Raw genomic sequence first — 16,850 nt, 5'->3', positions numbered from 1 at the left:
AGCTACTCATGAACATCATTTCCGGATACCTCCGCCAAGCGGGCACGGCCATCAGGTTCCTGTTGCTGGCAACTATCGTGTTGGGGTTGCTTTACCCCCTCGCAGTCTTCGGCGCAGGACAGCTCGCGGCGCCGTTCCAAGCCAACGGTTCCATCGAGAAGGACTCCTCCGGTCAGGCTGCGGCGTCCGCGCTCATCGCTCAAGCCGCAGCGGATGACGCAGGAACGCAGGACCCGCAGTGGTTTCACCTCAGGCCCTCCGCAGTGGGTTGGGACCCGGCAACGTCCTCGGCCAGCAACTTAGGACCCAACGCTGCCAAGCTCCTGGAAATCGTGACAACCAACCGCGCAGCAGTGGCGGCATCGGAGGGCGTCAGCCCTGAGCAGGTCCCAGCCGATGCCGTGACGTCCAGCGGGTCCGGACTGGATCCGCACATCTCCAAGGACTACGCCACCATCCAAGTACCGCGGGTTGCCCGGGCCCACGGGTTGGAACCACAGGACGTCCAGGAGCTGGTAGACAAGCAAACCACCAGCGGTCTTGAGGCTTTCCTCAGCCAGCCATCAGTCAACGTAACCTTGCTGAATCTGGATATCGCCAACCTGGCCGCACACCGGAACTAGCAACCTTATCCGAGTGGAAGAATGAGGACATGGCGCGGGCAACACTGAGGATCTTTCTGGGGGCTGCACCGGGTGTCGGCAAAACCTACGCCATGCTCGAAGAAGCTCACAGATTGTTGGGCCGGGGCGAGGACGTAGTGGTGGCATTCGCCATGCACCACGGACGAGCCGACACCCTGGCCCTCACGAACGGGCTGGAAACCCTGCCACCACGGGTCATCGAGTACCGAGGAAGCGCTTTTGAGGAAATGGACCTCGACGCTGTCTTGGCCCGGCGCCCCCACACAGCGATCGTGGATGAATATGCCCACACGAACATTCCGGGCAGCCGCAACGAAAAACGCTGGCAGGATATTGAAGAACTGTTGGGGGCAGGCATCAACGTCCTGTCAACGGTGAACGTGCAGCACCTCGCATCTTTGGGCGACGTCGTCAGCGCGATTACCGAAGTAAAACAGGCCGAAACAGTCCCCGACGAGGTCGTGCGCCTCGCCGACCAGATCCACTTGGTGGACATCTCACCGGAACTGCTGCGGCAGAGACTGGGTGACGGCAAGATCTACGCAGCCGAGAAGATCGATGCCGCCCTGTCCAACTACTTCCGCGTGGGCAATCTGACGGCACTGCGCGAACTGGCCTTGCTGTGGCTCGCAGACCGCGTGGATGAAGGACTCACGCGATACCGGGCCGAGAACCAAATTGAGGAAAGCTGGCCCGCCCGGGAACGCATTGTCATTGGCCTCACCGGCGGCGCCGAGGGCGAAGTGCTCATCAGACGGGCGGCCCGGATCCTCAAGCGGGTAAACGGCGGGGACCTTCTGGCCGTCCACGTCCGCGCTGCCGATGGTGTGGCTGCCGAATCCCCCCATGATCTGGAAGCCCAACGAACCTTGGTCAAGGACCTCGGCGGCAGTTACCACACAGTGTCCGGTGAGGACCCTGCTAAGGCGTTACTCGACTTTGCCCGCAGTGTGAATGCCACCCAGATTGTGGTGGGAGTGTCACGCCACAAGCTTCTGACCAGTTTCCTGAAAGGTGGCGTTGGGAGCCGCGTGGTCAGGGGCTCCGGCGACATTGATGTGCACATGGTTTCCCATCCACTGGGAGGCCGCGGCATAGAACGCACCCGGAAACGCGACCTTGGCCGAGTGCGGGTAGCGGTGGGATTCGCCATGGCCCTCGTGGTGCCGGTGCTGCTGCAACTCTTGCTGGCAGTAGCACCGTCCCACAACATCGCCACCGCGGTGCTCATACAGCTCACCGGATCCGTTGCCGTCGCCTTGATCGGCGGCCTTTGGCCCGCACTGCTGGGTGCACTCTGGAGCAGCTTCCTGGTGAACTTCTTCTCCATTCCGCCGCTGGGCACCTTGACCATCAGCGATCCCCAAAATCTTCTGGCCCTCCTGGTGTTTGCCGGAGTCTCCTCCGCTGTGGCCGTGGTGGTGGACCTCTCCGCCCGGCGATCGAAGGAAGCTGCACGAGCCCGGTCCGAAGCGGCCACACTCGGGGATCTCACCCGCGGAGCGTCCACCGCGGAAGACCCCGTCCAAGGTCTCTTGGAACAGGCCTTGGACGTTTTCCAAGTACGGACCGCTGCTCTGTACGTTGCTGCGGAGCGGACCCAGTCTTCCTCCTCTTCCTCCACCAGCGGCGGCACTTGGCAGCTCGTGGCATCGGCAGGCAACCCACAGGCTGACCCCGACGATCCCGATGACCCCGAGAATGACGATCCCGATGACCCCGAGAATATAGAGCAGGTTGACGGCAACACCCGCCTTGTCCTCACCGGCAGAGTCCTTCCCGCCAGTGACCGCCGGCTGCTGGGCGCTTTCGGGGCGCACCTCTCAGCGCTGCTTGAACGCCGACAACTCGCAGCCACCCGCCGTGAAGTGATGCGCCTGGCCGAGAGCAACACCATGCGGACATCCATCCTGCGCGCCGTGTCCCACGATCTGCGAACTCCGCTGGCCGGCATCAAACTCGCAGTGGGAGGCCTTCGCCAATCAGGTGTTCAGTACACCGAACAGGAAGAAGAGGAGCTGCTGGCCACCATTGATGAATGCTCGGATCGCTTGGACGGGCTGGTAGGCAATCTGCTGGACATGTCCCGCATCACCTCAGACTCCGTGAATGCCCTCATCAAACCCATCCGCTGGTACGACGTGATTCCGGCTGCCCTGCACGGCATCACGCCCGGCAGGGTCAGGGTGGACCTGCCACCGAACATGCCCGCCGTGGACGCCGACGCCGGCATGCTGGAACGAGTCATTGCCAACATTGCGGAAAACGCGGTGAAGTACGCCCCCGACTCCGACATCGTGATTGTGGGTGCCGCCGGTGGTCTCAGCACTACCACTCTGGCCGGCAGGCCAGCCAGCGAACTCCGGATCATCGATCACGGCCAAGGTGTACCCGCAGCCAATGTGCTCAAAATGTTTCAACCCTTCCAAAGGCTCGACGACGTGCCTGCAGCCACGGGCGTAGGTTTAGGACTCGCTGTGGCACAGGGCTTTACTGAAGCCATGGGCGGGACCCTCACCGCCGAAGAAACGCCTGGCGGCGGGCTGACTATGCTGATCAGGCTGCCCCTTTCAACGGGTCCCTCTCTTGATGTGCCGCAGCGCTTCACAGCCCCTGGACATACTGCCCTGCCCGCCCCGAAAGGCCTTGAGTGAACACCATCCTTATAGTGGACGATGACCCCCACATTGTCAGGGCGCTCGCCATCACGTTGAAGGGCCAGGGGTACACGGTGGTCACTGCAACTGACGGGCAATCGGCACTTCACTCAGCGGCGCAACGGCCCGTTTCGGTGATGATCCTGGACCTGGGGCTACCGGATATGGACGGCAAAGCTGTCATTTCGGCCGTGCGGGAGTGGAGCTCCGTACCCATTCTTGTCTTATCAGCCAGACATGGATCCAGCGACAAAGTAGAGGCCTTGGACGCTGGAGCTGACGATTACATCACCAAGCCCTTTGGACTGGATGAACTCCTGGCGCGACTCCGGGCGTTGCTGCGTCGCAGGGACGATTCCAGCGAGGAAGTCACCCTGGTGACAACCAGCTCCTTCACCGTGGACCTGGACAAGAGACAAATCACCAAGTCGGGCGCGGATGTTCGGATGACCCCAACGGAGTGGAACATTCTGGACATCCTGCTCAGGAATCCGGACAAGCTCATTACCCAGCAGCAGCTCCTCACAGAGGTGTGGGGGCCCGCCTACGCCAAGGAAGCAAACTATCTCCGCGTTTACATGGCGCAGCTCAGGCGCAAGCTCGAGACAGAGCCGGGCAACCCCCGGCATCTGATCACCGAGCCGGGCATGGGCTACAGGTTTGTTCCGTAGCTGGTTTGTCGGCGCTGGCGGAAACGATCTGGCCGTCCCAGACTTCTACGCCGACTACGGAACAGCCCGGAACAAGCCGATCGCCATCCCCGAAACCGCTGCACTCACAGTGGCCTCAGGGGAGGGCGCCGATGCCTTGGACATCAAGGAAGCCTGGTGGGGCCAGCTCTTCGATCTCGCCATCCCCCGCGACTACCCTGCCCTGAAGATGATCAACTGGTTCGAGTGGGAGAAGAACGAGGTTTAGGTCAAGGCCACCGTGGACTGGACAGCAACCAAGGAACCTCAGGTTCGTGAGGCCTACACTGCGGCCCTCCCCGACTGGTTCACCTTCGCCCAAACGCCTGCCCCGTGCTCGCCAGCGGAAAGTGCGGCTTCCTGATGCCGACACTGTCTGGACCGGCGGTGGCGACAGAACGGCACCTCTTGCAAGAAACTCGACGGCGGCAGTACCGGTGGGCGGGTGCGCTGCTCCTGGCTCAGGGCATCCTGATGGAGGGGCTCGTATTCATCGGGCTGCTTGTGCCTCTCGCCATCGGTGTCCCTCAGGAATTGATTGTTGAAAGAGCCGATGTCTTCGCTTTGCCGTACCTGCAGGAGAACCTGTATCTCATGATGGCGATGAGCGGAGTCTTTGCTGCACTCCGTGTTCTTGGCGCCATCGGCGCAGCAACGCCGTCGTACGCGTACCGCTCCTGATTCGCAGTGCCGTACGCGCGGTTATGACTTATCCCGGCGAGGGACCGGCTGAGGCGGAACGGCAGGGTCCGAGACCGGTATGCAGAATCGCAGCCTGTCACCCGCAAAGCCGTTGTTGGTGCAGTAAAGAGGCACCTCCTCGTCGCCAATGAGGAGGGTGGGCTTCTTTATGCCATATTTGGATTCATTGAAAGTCAGCACAACCGATCCGTCAGGTGAGGCGCAACTGTAGGCGACATCCCACGGGCTCAAGTCCTCGCACTTATCGAGTTCCTTGGTGGTGCCAGCCCCATCCACGTACTCCCAGGTCCTGTCCGTGTACTCGCCCACCTGAATAGCAGAGTTTGGAATGGACCGGGCATAGTCGCGGGTGAATGGCCTGTCATCGCAGCTCGCTGCAGTGAGCGTAAGCAATGCCAGCACGGCTAGGCCTATTTTTGTTCCACGTCGCATTCCGGTGTCCCCCAAGGCACGTTTAACTAATGATTCGAGGGTATGTCTACCCTGCCGGATGAGCCCGGCTTCGGTGACCCGCGCAGCTTTCGGAGCTGCGTCGCCCGGTATTCCTGGCGGGCCAGCGTGAATGCATAGAACGTGAAGGCACCAGCCAGAGCAGTCAAGAACAGCGCGCCCCACATCGGACCCTGACCCTGTTTCAGCGGGGCCAGCAAGAGCACCACCGATAGGACAGTCAGCAGGGCGGCGAAGACCGCGAGGATCCCCATTCCCCACCAAGTGCTGACCTGAGCTTGACCGCTGCCTGGAGTAAAGCCAATCTCGTCGGCCGGGTAGCTGTGCAACTCGCCCGTGCTGGTGTTGCGAAGTACCCGCTTTTCCCCGGCTGCGACTGCCGCCTTGTGCTCGGCGTATACGGCATCGTTGTGCCGTTCGCGGTCGGAAATCATGGTCCATTCTTCCTTTGCTGTCAGCTAATTAGAGTTTCACAACATGCTGGGGTCAGCCGTGATCAGCCCGATGAGGGCCAATGCAGGCAACGCAGCAAGAATGGGGCCAGCAACCAAGATCCAGGCAGTCCCCAGGTGCCGGCGGTAACCTCGGCCTCGCAGCTTGGTGGCCCACAGAGCAGCGTAGATGACGCTGGCGATCACGTAGGGGATTGCCAGCAGGAGCATTCCCAGGCAAAGCCAAATGACAGCCTGTAAAGCGCCAAGGCCGTCCTCGGTATACATATCGATAGATCCGGTGCCCACAGCAATGAGAAGCAGCAGCAGGACCACCAGAACGCCAGCGAGGATGAGGAGGATTGTCCGAAACGTCCTTGCCCATGCAGGCAACGGCGGAACTTGGACCTGTCCGGGCTGGTGCGGGAAATAATTCGGCGGGTACGGGCTGTGGGGTTCCACGGTGCTCTCTTCCTGGTGAAAATCTTGGCGAGGGACAGGTACGGGCTAGACGGGGTGAACGTGCACAATAATCACTTGCACGTCCTTTGAACCGTCGTAGCGGAGGTCATACTGGACCCGAAGGCCTGTGGAAGTGCCCGGCGCCAGGGCAAAGTCACTCTTGTCCTCCGGCCGGCTGGACACAGATTCGATCCAGTCCTCTGCTGATTCGCTCGGAATTCCGTAGCGGTCCACGCCGTCGCGGATCAGAGCAATGAAGTCCTTCAACGATTCGGTCTTAAGGAAGTACGTGATTTCACGAAATTCCGGGCCGCTATTCATGCCGTTGAGCCGGAGCCGATCCGTCTCGGCTCTTATCAGACCTGTAGGCGCTTCGATTTTCAGTTCCATCACGCCATCGGACATCAAGACATCCGGGGCCTGGTTGGTGCCGTCTTCCAGGCCGACACTCTCTTTGGTGAGCGTCCCGAACTTCATGTCGAAAATTGCCGTCCTGGACGTCTTGATCTGTTCAATACCCGCCGGATCAAGACCTGCGTAGGTCTTTGCACCAGATGGTGGTGATGGCGCAGTTGACGCTGTTGGAGGGCCGCCGGGAACAGTGACAGCACAGCCTGTGAGCGCCAGCGACGTGAGTAAAAAAGTGGCAGCCAAGGCCTTCATACCTATCCCCCAGGAGTATGTGACGGTCATGTCAGTACATCATCCTCGTGGCTGGGCAGTGAACTTGCCGTGAGGGCAGTTGTGCCCATTGCGCCGCCCGCGCCGTCGCCGCATAGGCCCCGTGAGAAGGGAAGCACGCTCTTCCCAAAGATTCTTGGCCTCGCGTGTAATCAATGGTCCCTTGCCGGAAACAACATGTATGAGCACCCAGTTCTGCTCAATAACTCCGTGGGGGAAGGAACCCAAAATGAAGTACCGCCGATCCGGAAATGCCAAGTACGCCACCCTGGTAACGCTGACCCTGGCACTCACACTCGCCGCCTGCGCATCATCCACCCCGGTAGCCAGTAGTTCATTCACATCTGCAACAGAAGAAGCCAACACCCTTGCCCTGTCCCCTGCAGCACCATTGGAAGAAACACTCGCTGCCCCGGCTTCTGAACAAGGCACTCCGCCACAGCTAAGTGAACCGGCATTGGTCAATGTTTCGGTACCCGTTGTGGCGGCACCGGTTGCTCCCATTCCCGTGCAGGAAGAAACCGCTCCGGCTCCGGCAGCACCTACTGCGCCTGCCGTGGCGATCGACCCTGTTGTTCCCGCTCCGCCCGTCGCTTCGCCACCGCCCGCAACCATTCCGCCGTCGAGCGTTCCGCCGGTAAGCACCCCGCCCACCGCACCTGAGATAACACCGATCACCCCCGCCGAACCTTCAACGCCGCACGTCTCGCCAAGCTACCCGCAGATCGGCTTGTTCACGTTCCCCGACGGGCACATTTCCTTCCTGCTGCCGGCAGGTTGGACGGCACAAACTGAAGAAGAACCCGTATTCGGAGAGGACCACTACGCTGACGATGATCACTTTGTCGTAGCCCAGGTCTACGACGAGACCGGCGACAATGTAGCGCGCATCTACAGCGGCGCAGGCGGTGGTGTGGTGGGCGGACCGGTGAACCGCACCATCCTCGACTCACAGAAGCTCACCGCCTTCGACAGCCGATACGGAGCCTCCCACTTCGCCTTCTTCAAGGATGAATACCCCTTCGACACCACAGAGACCCGGTACTTCATGGGTGTAGTGGCAGAGCCTCTCATGACTGAGGGCCCCGACAGCACCTCAGCCTCCAGCTTCCTCATCATGGGCAACGGAGCAGCCTCTGCGACTGCACACATCGACGTATCAATGTCCGCGGAAGATGCTGAAGCGTGGATGGAAACCGAGCAGTACAGGAACCTTAAGGCCCTCCTGACCAGCATCCAGTACGCGGAGTAGCCGCCCAGGCACGATGCCCGGCAGACCCGTACAGGGTTTGCCGGGTATCTAGACCGCGTCAGAAGGCAGCTGCTGCAGCCGCCACGCGATCATCTCGCGGATGAGCTCGAGGGGCAGCGGGGCGTCGTGGCGCAGTTGAACAAGGTGGTCAGTGGTTCCGTAGCCAGCCAACTCTGTCGAGAAGTGCTCCATCGCGTCCGGGGTCGGGTAGAAACCGATGTGTTTCTTTGTTGCAGTGAAGAAGAACAAAGGCTCGGTCCCGAGCTTGAACGTCGGCATGCGCCAACTGATCGATTCTTCAGCTTCATCGGGCACCGCCGACCGGATCAGTTTGTACACGGTCATCAGCCGTTCCCGTACGTCACCGTCGTACTGCTCGATGTACTCGAGGATGGAACCCGCTGTCATGTGGTCTCCCTTTCGCCGCAAGGCCGATCCTATTACAGCCGCACTCACCCCCCGGACTTGTTGGCCCCATACTCATCAGCGCTGAGCAGACATCGTGGGTAGTTCACCCCATCGCGAACACCTCAGCCGTGCGCGAAGATACGCAGACACGCTTCCGCGAAACCGGACGGCCACCTACATTCCCGATAAGGAGCAAGAACCATGAAACTCGCCTCAAAGATCGCAAGCGCCGGCGCTCTGCTAGGACTCGCTGCAACGTCCCTGCTAGCGGGGGTACCTGCGGCTAATGCCTCGGGTACGGGCAAAGCCTGCCCGGCAAACCGTGTGTGCCTGTACTTCAACAGTAACTTTGAAGGAGCACGGGCTGACTTCGCATACAGTGATGCCGGCCTGAGCAACGAGCTCTTCACCGATGGCCCCGCCGGCGTGAACGGCTGGGGAGTCCAAGTCAACAACAACGCAGCGTCACTCATCAACAACACCCCAGGCGGAGCCAACATCTACGACGGACCCAACTGCACGGGCGAGGCATGGGCTACCTACGGTGGAGAACGCGTCAACTTGGCTTCAATGGGCATGAAGAACCGGGTGACCTCAATTTACATCGAAGGCGCATGCATCAACCGGGATCAATCCTGGGCATAGCCGGCCGACGAAAAGATCAGGGACGTCTTCAAAAGGAAGCACCCCAATTTGATGGCTTGGGCGTGGCGGGTTGTCGGACCTGAGCCCGCCAGACCCTCGCTTCGATACGGCGCCGATGCCAGTCCCAAACACAACCTGACGTCCCCTTTTCTTGGAACTAGAACACCCAATGTCGGCACGCTGTAATCCGCTAAGAGATCAACGAAAACGAACAAAAGACCGAAGCTGGTGCGGGGCAAAGTCGTGTGCCTCTGTAAATTTTCGGGACTCGTAAAAGGCGCGCTGTGCGTGCTCACCATCCGTGAGCAGGACTACCTGTCTGATCCGCTCGGTTCGGTGCAGCAATTCGTCCAGCAGTGCTCCGCCGATTCCCAGTCGTTGGTGCTCTGCCGATACCACAATGTCCTGGATATAGGCGATCGTGTAACCATCAGAAAATGTCCGCGCTAGCCCGACCAACTTACCTACTGCGTTTCTCGCTGTTAGGACGCAGAACGAACCATCAACGGCGGCGACAAGAGCTGCATGGTCGTCGGTATAGGCGGTCCATTCCACCGAGCCATACAACTCGATGAGCTCGTCAGCGGTGGGTATCTCAGCGGTGATCACGTAATCCATGTGTCGATCTTCGCAGCCATAAGCCTTTACGTTGCGCGTAGGCCGGTCCCCCGTAGGACGCCCCACAGAATCCGGTTATCCCTTAGCGTGCTGGGGAACAGTTTCGAACATCGCTACATCGGTTGGCCCAGTTCCAGCATCGGCCGGCACAGCCACAACTGGGTCGTATCGTTAAAGCCCGGTAGTGCTCACGCCGTACTCGGCTTGCTCAGGAGTGAAGCCGTTGTAGATTAGCTGGTCGACAAGCCCGGAACGCGAGAAGGAGCTGTATTTCAGGTAGCTCGCGGCTTTCTTGGCTGCTTGCTCGTTCCAGTCGACTTTCATGGTGTCAACCGCCCACGTTGCATCTGCAGTTGAGAACTTGTTGTACTCCAGTTGTCCGATGAGGCCGGTGCGCGAGAATGCAGAGAACTTGAGGTAGCTTGCAGCTTTCCCCCGAGCGTTCTGCTGGCTGACCGTTCCAGCCTTGGCAGCGGCTTCAGCATCGGCGGCAGCTTTAGCGGCTGCGGCATCGGCGGCCGCTTTGGCCTTGGCCGCGGCGTCGGCTTCAGCTTTGGTCTTGGCCGCTGCATCTGCGTCGGCCTTTGCTTTGACCGCAGCTTCTTTCTTCAATTTTTCATCCCCATAGGCTTCCGCCTGAGTTGGGCACAGGTCGATAAGTTTGCTTCCGGCCGATTTGAAGGAATCAACGTTGACGTGCACTTTGGCGCCCTCAGCTGAGGCAAAGCCGTCCAGCGTTTTAGCCATGTCAATGATGAGAGGTTTCATCTCATCGTTGGCGGTGCCAGCCACGTACTCAAGGTCAGCGACAATAGTTTTTGCCTTGGTTTGGTCGTTCTCATTGACAGGGTCCGGTAGGTTTGCAAGAAGGCTACCGCTCCGAACATTCGACCTTCGTCACCCTTGTCGAAGAGCTGGTCGCAGGTCTGATCGGCCGAAAAGACAGCCTTGGTGGTTTCTGGAGCGGGTTCCGCTGGGGCCTCGGAGCCTCCGCCGCCACAACCGGTCAATGCTAGGACGGCGACAGTGATGGTGGCCGGAAAAAACTTATTCAATTGTTCCCCCATGAGTTCGATATTTGTCAGCATTGTATGCGACCGGGACAGCTGGCCGGACTCCATGTCATTTATCTGCCGCCCTGATCAGCGGTGAACCAGGTGGTCCCCGGATTGGAGGGTTACGAGAACCTAGTCAGGGGCATCCGCATTTTCGCGCCCGTAAGACGGTCCCCACGGGCCACATCAAACGCGCATCGAAGTCCCGCCGTTCAAGGGCTACTGGATTCCGTAAGACCTGCCCGCAAAATGCCCTGTGAAGGTGCCCTAAACGCTATACGGGTCACCATTCCCACGTCCTTGGAATAGGAACGCCATAGTCGATTACCCTGATCCAAACACCGGATGCCTGAAACAACGCAGCTGCATGCATACCGAAACATTTGAGGAGTCCTGTGATTACCGATATCCCCTGGAACCGCGGCGAGTGGACAAACCAGCCGGCCGCCGTCGTCGAGCAGGCAGGTGACCTCCTGGTGACTGCAGCCGAAAGCAGCGACGCTTGGCGCGTCACGTCCTACGGATTCATCCACGACACCGAGCACGCGCTGCTCGCCCCCTTCCCGCAGGACAGCGCGATGGAGGTTGAGTTCACGGCCGCGTTTTCCCAACAGTTCGACCAAGCGGGCATCTTTGTCCGCATCAGCGCCGAGCATTGGATCAAGGCGGGCGTCGAATTCGCCGACGGCGCCGCTCAAGTGGGCGCGGTGGTCACCAACCGCTTCTCGGACTGGTCCTTGGCGCCTGTTCCGGAATGGAACGGCGGGCGGGTCCGCATGAGGGTCAGCCGTTCCGGCGACGCCCTCACCATAAGGGCCGCATCGGGCAGCAACGAACTCCGACTAGTACGTGTTGTGCCGCTGGCACCTGACCTGGTGACCGTCGCCGGGCCGTTCACCTGCGCACCAACACGTTCAGGGTTGACCGTCCCTTTTCACTCCTGGCGGGCTACGCCAGCCGACAGCCAGCTTCACTGAGGCCAGCCCCATCGGAGCGAGCTTGCGGGCCCAAGCGTTCATGAGATTATGGAAGTTCCGGCAGCCTGCGATTGGCAGTGCTGCGACTCAGTTGGCTCCATAACAAGCCTATGGGGGGCACATCACGGTGGAAGATACTGCAAGTCTTTGGCGTACTGATCCTGCGACGTTCCGCGACGTGGTGATCAACCGCAAAGCCCTGGAAGCTGCGTTGGCAGGCGAGTGCCCTCCGGTGGAGCGCGTCAGGTATCTGGCGCTACTTGGCCGGGACACCGAAGCCCTGGACGAAGGCTTCAAGTTGCTGCCTCATACACCTGACCGCCGAGAGCTGTTGCTGGTCCTGGCCCAGATCAATCAACGCCAATACCGCTGGCACGACGCCGCAGTTCTCCACGAAAAAGCACTCCGAACAGTCCAGTCACCGGAAGAGGAGGCCTACGTTCGCCACCACATCGGGCGGCGGCTTTTCGACGAAGCCCGTTTCCGTGCCGCCGCGGATGAATTTCAGTGGGCAGCGGACCTTTACCGTGTGGCCGGCCACCCTCAATTCGCCGAAGACAACCGCCAAGCCATGCGCCACGCCCTGCATGTGCACAGCGCCGAGCGAGGCGGCGGTCGTCCTGCGTTTGAGCTCTCCTGACAATCCCTCCCGACCCGTTTTTCGTGGAACCGAGGCATCAAAATCTGCCCAACATGAATGCTAGGCTCGGCTCAAATCAGAGCTTGAATGGGTGGGGCTTGGGGGATCATGGGAACTTTTCGTGCACTTGCAGTGAAATCGGCTGTTCTTGCCGCGGTGTTGTTGAGTTCAACGGTGGCTGGGTTACCGCCGGCCGTAGCTAAAGACGGCATCGAGTCCGCGCCACAGGCATCGTCGTACATACCGCCCATAGTGGGCTTGCCCTTTGTGGGGTCCGAGCTGACCTTGGGGATAACACAGTTTCAGAAGTGCAAAACTGAGGAAGCCCCGAACGGGTTTGTTCTTGAATGGCTCAGTAACGGCGTTCCCCTACCAGCCGAGCGGCAAGGGGAATTTCTGAAACTCATCCCCGAGGACCGGGGTAAGCGTATCTCCATGAACGTCCACACCCAATGTGCGGTACCACAGGTCTTCTACAGCAGAGTGACGCGTCCCATCGAAGCATCCAGCCGGGCCATGGGCTGGACAGGCCGGGGGAACTTTGAACTGCTGGGCAGAACCGACGGTGGGGACCTTGTCCTCTACCCCCGGACGTACGAGCCGCACTGGGTTTACTGGGGGCCTGGCATGGAGCTCCTCCAGTTCCCCAGCTCTTGGGATGAACCCAGGGTGGTAGGAACGGGGTGGAACATCTTCGATATCGTCTTCTCCCCCGGTGACTTTGATGGAGACGGGCATAACGACATATTGGGACGGGACAGCGCCGGTAACCTGCATCTGTACCCCGGTGACGGTGAGGGAGGCTGGCTCCCACCCAAACAGGTTGGTTCCGGCTGGGGCATCTTCGATTCGATCGTTGGGCCTGGGGATTTCGACGGTGACGGCCTCAACGACGTCCTAGCGCGTGACCGTTCGGGAAACCTGCATCTTTACCCGGGTAGCGGCGACGGCGGCTGGCTCGCGCCTTCACAAGTAGGAGCAGGCTGGCAAGTCTTCGACAAAATCATTGCAGCCGGCGATTCCACCGGTGATGGGACAGCGGACATTTTCGCCCGCGATCGCAGTGGCTTCCTCTACCAGTACCCCTCTGACGGATATGGCGGTTGGGCCGGACCATCGTTGGTAGGCCACGGTTGGGACGAAATGGCCGAGATCAGCAGCGCCGGCCCCTCCGAGAAGTCGTACAACATTTCCAGCAGTGAGCTCATCGCCTATACCCACGACGGAGATCTCTTTCGCTACGACAACATCGGCATTGACGGACGCTACTCGCTGTTCAAGCAAGGCCAGATCGGCAACGGATGGGACATCTTCAGCAGTCTCATCTAAAACGTAAGGCGCGGGACGCTGAGATCATCGCACTATGTCCGGCGACTCCGCCTTACTGCGAAACCGGCCAGTGCAGTGCCCCAAGCGTCACCGAAGAGCAGCTGATGTAGCCTTAGTAAGGAAGCTGACTATTTCGGAAAGCATGGGGGTGCCAGAATGCCTGATATGGAGCGATGGCCAACCAGCCGGCTGCTGTCCACAGCTGCGCGGCTCGTGGAGCTGGCGTGGAACGACAAACTACGCCCGCTGGGGTTGACCTATCCGGCGGTACTCACCCTTGACGCCTTGGCAGCGGCAGGGCCCATCACGCCCGGGGAACTTGCCCGGAGCGTCCGCGTCCAAGCCCAAACCATGGGCCCGCTGCTCACCAGGCTGGAATCGCGGGGTTACATCCGCCGTCAGCCCAATCGATTCGACCGACGCAGCCAGCTGATATTCATTACCGACGTGGGTCTGACGCTGCTGGAGCAATCCCACCGCCAAGAGAACACCGTGCTGTCAGCCATCGATCTCGACTCGGAGGACCTCCGGGAAGCGCTGCTGGCAATCGTGCGCCACACAAAGTTCAACTGATCGTGACTCATCCCGCGTAGACGAATGTCCGCCCATCAGGGCAGTATGGTGTTATCCGCTGATGAAGTCCGGCGTTCCAAGGGGAAAGTTCTCTCCCCCACCAACCGGGCTAGAGACACTTTAGAAGATACCCGGACCAGCAAAAGGGCATCATGAGTGAACTCAAAATAGGCGACAGCCTGCCAGTGGAACTCCTAAGTTTCAAGGCAGCCGAATGCCTCGTATCAACAAGCACCTCCGGCACAGAAGACTTGTGCGTACTGGATGCAGGACACACAGGAAATCATTTGTCTGCAGGTGCAGACATGGTTGTTCGGGCCGTCTGGAGCTAGGCCAACCGGCCGGCGACCAGCCCGGCACGGCTGGCTCGCTGGCCGGCGGCTTTACCCGCAAGCAGCTTTACGTGCCGCAGAAGGTCCGGTAGGGTCCGAAGCTCTCCGGCGCAGGCTCGGCATACTTTTCCAAGCCAGGACGTTCGCTGTACGGGTCGGATACAGCGGCCAGCAACCGCTCAGCCGGACCTATGTCCCCTTCAGTTGCGGAAGCAAGGGCTTCCTCCACCAAGTGGTTCCGTGGAATATAGATCGGGTTGACCTGGTCCATGGCATCGGCATCCGGATTAAGTGCCTGCCAGCGTTCCAACCAGGAATCGAACGCGGCCAGATCCAGGATTTGGCTGCGCGCGGGTTCGACCTCCCCGCGCGCCGCTTTTCCGAGGCTTCGGAAAAACGAGGTGTAGTCCGCGCGCGTCTCCTGAACCAGCTGCAGGAGGTCATCCACCAAAGGCGAGGCAACGTCGTCGTCAATTCCCTCAGGCAGCCCAAGCTTGGCTTGCATGCCGCTGAACCACGCGGCGCTGTACTCCTGGCGGAATCCATTGAGCGCCTCAACAGCCAGGGCCACCGCCTGCTCCTCATCCTCGTGGATCAAAGCGGCAATTGATTCGGCGAAACGGGCAAGGTTCCACTCCGCAACCACAGGCTGGCTACGGTAGGCGTAACGTCCCATTTCATCAATGGAGCTGTACACGGCTCCCGGATCGAAACCCTCCATGAAAGCGCACGGACCGTAATCGATGGTTTCGCCGGACACCGTCATATTGTCCGTATTCATGACACCGTGCACGAAGCCGACCAGCATCCACTGCGCCACAAGTTTCGCCTGGACTGAGATGACGCCCTTGAGGAGCGCAAGGTAGCGGTTGCTTTCACCGGCCGACGACGGGTGGTGGCGTTCGATCGCATGGTCAGCAAGCCGACGAAGCAGGTCCATGTCGTTGGAAGCCCTGGCGTACTGGAAGCTGCCCACCCGCAGATGACTGCCGGCAACCCGGGTCAGAACGGCCCCCGGCAGGAGGGTCTCCCGCTGAACCTGACGCCCGGTGGCCACAACCGCGAGCGACCTGGTGGTGGGAATGTTCAGGGCATGCATCGACTCACTCACGATGTACTCCCGCATCATGGGACCAACCGCCGCCAGACCGTCACCGTTCCTGGCAAAAGGCGTCCGCCCCGATCCCTTGAGATGAACGTCGCGAAGCTTCCCGTCAGCGCCGGCGATCTCACCCAGCAGAAGGGCGCGCCCATCCCCCAACCGCGGTGAGTACCAGCCGAACTGGTGACCGGAGTAGCCCTGGGCTACCGGAGTTGCCTCTTCCGGCAAGGCGTTGCCGACCAGCAGCCGCACGCCCTCCGGGCTCCGGAGAAAATCAGGATCAAAACCAAGTTCGACGGCGAGTGGCTGGTTGAGCGTCAAAAGCTGCGGATCAGGAGCTTCCTCCGCCCGCCAAGGAATAGCCAGCTCCGGGAGCTCCCTGGCGAAATGCCCTTCAAAGGCGACGGTGGAATGCGCAACTTCACTCATCTATCAAGGATATAGATGCCGTTGCCGGGGCGAAATGACGATGACATCCGTTGCGGGACCTTCGTGCGCTACTCCCCGAGCTCAAGCCGAGATGGACGTCTTGGTCGCGGAACAGATGAGCACGGAGTCGTTTGGCGCGCTCATCAACGAATCCGGCACACTTCCCGCGTCCTAGAGAATGGCCCGTTGTTGCGTAGCATAGGGACCCAACGACTCTTGGGGGGACCAATGAATTTAAGTCCGGCCTTCGGAATCATGGGGATTCTGTATGCTGTTTTCACGATCGCGGTGGCCGTCCTGGCTGTCTATGCCTTGGTCTTGGCCATCATCTTCTTACGGCTGCGGATCGCTGAGCTGAAGAGGACAGCGCGGTCAGAGGACGGTTGAACCGCCGCCGTATTACCGCCCACCGCCTAAAACAGGTAAGCAAGTCCTGACCCCCCAAGCTCCATTGTTCAGGGAGGTTCGACATGCCCGGTATGGGATCCCCTATCTAACGCGCAACTGACCGTAGGCATGCTCAAGCTTTCACTGAGGAGTGGTGCGAATATCAACCCGGCGGCAGAGGCAATGCCGAAATTCGCTCGCTGGATGAAATTCCGGCTGTATGCCTCTAGGCCGTTAGAGCACAAAGGCTCCTGCCTCGATTTCCGGCTAGCATGTGAACCACTGCCTTTTGGCAGGAGATCAATGGGGGGCGGTTTCCGCCAAAAAGTTAGGCGATATGTGGGTTCAATTGCGCAAGCGCGCCGATTTTCAGCAACCAGAGGTTGG

Annotated in this window: 21 protein-coding genes; 12 read left to right on the top strand and 9 right to left on the bottom strand. The window is 60.1% G+C overall.

Annotated elements, in window-relative coordinates; genetic code table 11:
- Window positions 1-8 precede the first annotated feature (8 nt).
- The 5 genes from J3A64_RS00775 (at window position 9) to J3A64_RS00755 (ending at window position 4,671) form a co-directional block, all read left to right on the top strand.
- Window positions 9-623 (top strand): potassium-transporting ATPase subunit C, encoded by a 615-nt coding sequence (locus tag J3A64_RS00775; RefSeq protein ID WP_210063423.1) that lies wholly within the window; start codon window positions 9-11, stop codon window positions 621-623.
- A 29-nt stretch (window positions 624-652) separates the two neighbouring features.
- Window positions 653-3,298, top strand: coding sequence for a DUF4118 domain-containing protein (locus J3A64_RS00770; RefSeq protein WP_210063422.1), 2,646 nt, complete (start codon window positions 653-655; stop codon window positions 3,296-3,298).
- Complete coding sequence (locus J3A64_RS00765) at window positions 3,295-3,972, top strand: response regulator (protein ID WP_210063421.1); 678 nt, start codon at window positions 3,295-3,297, stop codon at window positions 3,970-3,972. Before J3A64_RS00770 ends, J3A64_RS00765 begins: the two co-directional genes overlap by 4 nt.
- On the top strand, window positions 3,962-4,219 hold the full coding sequence (locus J3A64_RS00760; protein ID WP_210063420.1) for a hypothetical protein: 258 nt from the start codon (window positions 3,962-3,964) through the stop codon (window positions 4,217-4,219). Before J3A64_RS00765 ends, J3A64_RS00760 begins: the two co-directional genes overlap by 11 nt.
- A 134-nt stretch (window positions 4,220-4,353) precedes the next feature.
- Entirely contained in the window at window positions 4,354-4,671 is a 318-nt protein-coding gene (locus J3A64_RS00755; RefSeq protein WP_286176117.1) for a hypothetical protein, read from the top strand.
- Window positions 4,672-4,692: 21 nt separating this feature from the next.
- Here the strand turns inward: J3A64_RS00755 and J3A64_RS00750 are convergent, their stop codons facing one another.
- Genes J3A64_RS00750 through J3A64_RS00735 form a run of 4 tightly spaced genes read right to left on the bottom strand, consistent with a single transcriptional unit; the run spans window position 4,693 to window position 6,728 of the window.
- The gene (locus J3A64_RS00750) at window positions 4,693-5,094 is read right to left on the bottom strand and encodes a hypothetical protein (protein WP_210063419.1); all 402 of its coding nucleotides are present in this window, start codon (window positions 5,092-5,094) and stop codon (window positions 4,693-4,695) included.
- 56 nt (window positions 5,095-5,150) lie between these two features.
- Window positions 5,151-5,576 (bottom strand): hypothetical protein, encoded by a 426-nt coding sequence (locus J3A64_RS00745; protein ID WP_210063418.1) that lies wholly within the window; start codon window positions 5,574-5,576, stop codon window positions 5,151-5,153.
- Window positions 5,577-5,612: 36 nt separating this feature from the next.
- A complete protein-coding gene (locus J3A64_RS00740; protein WP_011775819.1) occupies window positions 5,613-6,035 on the bottom strand; it encodes a hypothetical protein in 423 nt (140 codons plus the stop codon).
- 45 nt (window positions 6,036-6,080) lie between these two features.
- A complete protein-coding gene (locus J3A64_RS00735) occupies window positions 6,081-6,728 on the bottom strand; it encodes a hypothetical protein (protein WP_286176116.1) in 648 nt (215 codons plus the stop codon).
- 217 nt (window positions 6,729-6,945) lie between these two features.
- Here J3A64_RS00735 and J3A64_RS00730 point away from each other — a divergent pair, with 217 nt between their 5' ends.
- On the top strand, window positions 6,946-7,968 hold the full coding sequence (locus J3A64_RS00730; protein ID WP_286176115.1) for a hypothetical protein: 1,023 nt from the start codon (window positions 6,946-6,948) through the stop codon (window positions 7,966-7,968).
- 48 nt (window positions 7,969-8,016) lie between these two features.
- On the opposite strand, the gene J3A64_RS00725 is transcribed toward J3A64_RS00730, so the two are convergent.
- Window positions 8,017-8,376, bottom strand: a complete 360-nt coding sequence (locus J3A64_RS00725; RefSeq protein ID WP_014922566.1) for an iron chaperone — start codon at window positions 8,374-8,376, stop codon at window positions 8,017-8,019.
- A 201-nt stretch (window positions 8,377-8,577) separates the two neighbouring features.
- On the opposite strand from J3A64_RS00725, the gene J3A64_RS00720 reads away from it, so the two are divergent.
- The gene (locus tag J3A64_RS00720; protein ID WP_011775823.1) at window positions 8,578-9,021 is read left to right on the top strand and encodes a peptidase inhibitor family I36 protein; all 444 of its coding nucleotides are present in this window, start codon (window positions 8,578-8,580) and stop codon (window positions 9,019-9,021) included.
- 198 nt (window positions 9,022-9,219) lie between these two features.
- Here the strand turns inward: J3A64_RS00720 and J3A64_RS00715 are convergent, their stop codons facing one another.
- From J3A64_RS00715 to J3A64_RS23540, 3 genes are all read right to left on the bottom strand, one after another.
- Window positions 9,220-9,639 carry a GNAT family N-acetyltransferase gene (locus tag J3A64_RS00715; protein ID WP_210063416.1) on the bottom strand — a complete coding sequence of 140 codons (420 nt, stop codon included), beginning with the start codon at window positions 9,637-9,639 and terminating at the stop codon, window positions 9,220-9,222.
- Window positions 9,640-9,810: 171 nt separating this feature from the next.
- Entirely contained in the window at window positions 9,811-10,386 is a 576-nt protein-coding gene (locus tag J3A64_RS23545) for an Ltp family lipoprotein (protein WP_286176114.1), read from the bottom strand.
- Between the two features lie 17 nt (window positions 10,387-10,403).
- Window positions 10,404-10,760: a hypothetical protein gene (locus J3A64_RS23540; protein ID WP_286176111.1), complete on the bottom strand. Its 357-nt coding sequence runs from the start codon at window positions 10,758-10,760 to the stop codon at window positions 10,404-10,406.
- Window positions 10,761-11,089: 329 nt separating this feature from the next.
- Here J3A64_RS23540 and J3A64_RS00705 point away from each other — a divergent pair, with 329 nt between their 5' ends.
- The 4 genes from J3A64_RS00705 to J3A64_RS00690 all read left to right on the top strand — a co-directional run bounded on the left by J3A64_RS00705 (window position 11,090) and on the right by J3A64_RS00690 (window position 14,213).
- Entirely contained in the window at window positions 11,090-11,671 is a 582-nt protein-coding gene (locus J3A64_RS00705) for a DUF1349 domain-containing protein (RefSeq protein ID WP_210063415.1), read from the top strand.
- A 127-nt stretch (window positions 11,672-11,798) separates the two neighbouring features.
- Window positions 11,799-12,311, top strand: coding sequence for a hypothetical protein (locus J3A64_RS00700; protein ID WP_011775827.1), 513 nt, complete (start codon window positions 11,799-11,801; stop codon window positions 12,309-12,311).
- Window positions 12,312-12,419: 108 nt separating this feature from the next.
- The gene (locus J3A64_RS00695; RefSeq protein ID WP_210063414.1) at window positions 12,420-13,640 is read left to right on the top strand and encodes a VCBS repeat-containing protein; all 1,221 of its coding nucleotides are present in this window, start codon (window positions 12,420-12,422) and stop codon (window positions 13,638-13,640) included.
- A 165-nt stretch (window positions 13,641-13,805) separates the two neighbouring features.
- The gene (locus J3A64_RS00690; protein ID WP_014922573.1) at window positions 13,806-14,213 is read left to right on the top strand and encodes a MarR family winged helix-turn-helix transcriptional regulator; all 408 of its coding nucleotides are present in this window, start codon (window positions 13,806-13,808) and stop codon (window positions 14,211-14,213) included.
- Window positions 14,214-14,612: 399 nt separating this feature from the next.
- Here the strand turns inward: J3A64_RS00690 and J3A64_RS00685 are convergent, their stop codons facing one another.
- Window positions 14,613-16,076, bottom strand: a complete 1,464-nt coding sequence (locus tag J3A64_RS00685) for a YdiU family protein (protein ID WP_210063413.1) — start codon at window positions 16,074-16,076, stop codon at window positions 14,613-14,615.
- A 255-nt stretch (window positions 16,077-16,331) separates the two neighbouring features.
- Here J3A64_RS00685 and J3A64_RS23535 point away from each other — a divergent pair, with 255 nt between their 5' ends.
- Entirely contained in the window at window positions 16,332-16,463 is a 132-nt protein-coding gene (locus tag J3A64_RS23535) for a hypothetical protein (protein ID WP_286176109.1), read from the top strand.
- Window positions 16,464-16,850 lie beyond the last annotated feature (387 nt).

The sequence above is a fragment of the Pseudarthrobacter sp. PvP004 genome (assembly GCF_017876035.1).
Taxonomy (GTDB): Bacteria; Actinomycetota; Actinomycetes; order Actinomycetales; family Micrococcaceae; genus Arthrobacter; species Arthrobacter aurescens_A.
This window is presented reverse-complemented; position numbering and strand designations above follow the sequence as displayed.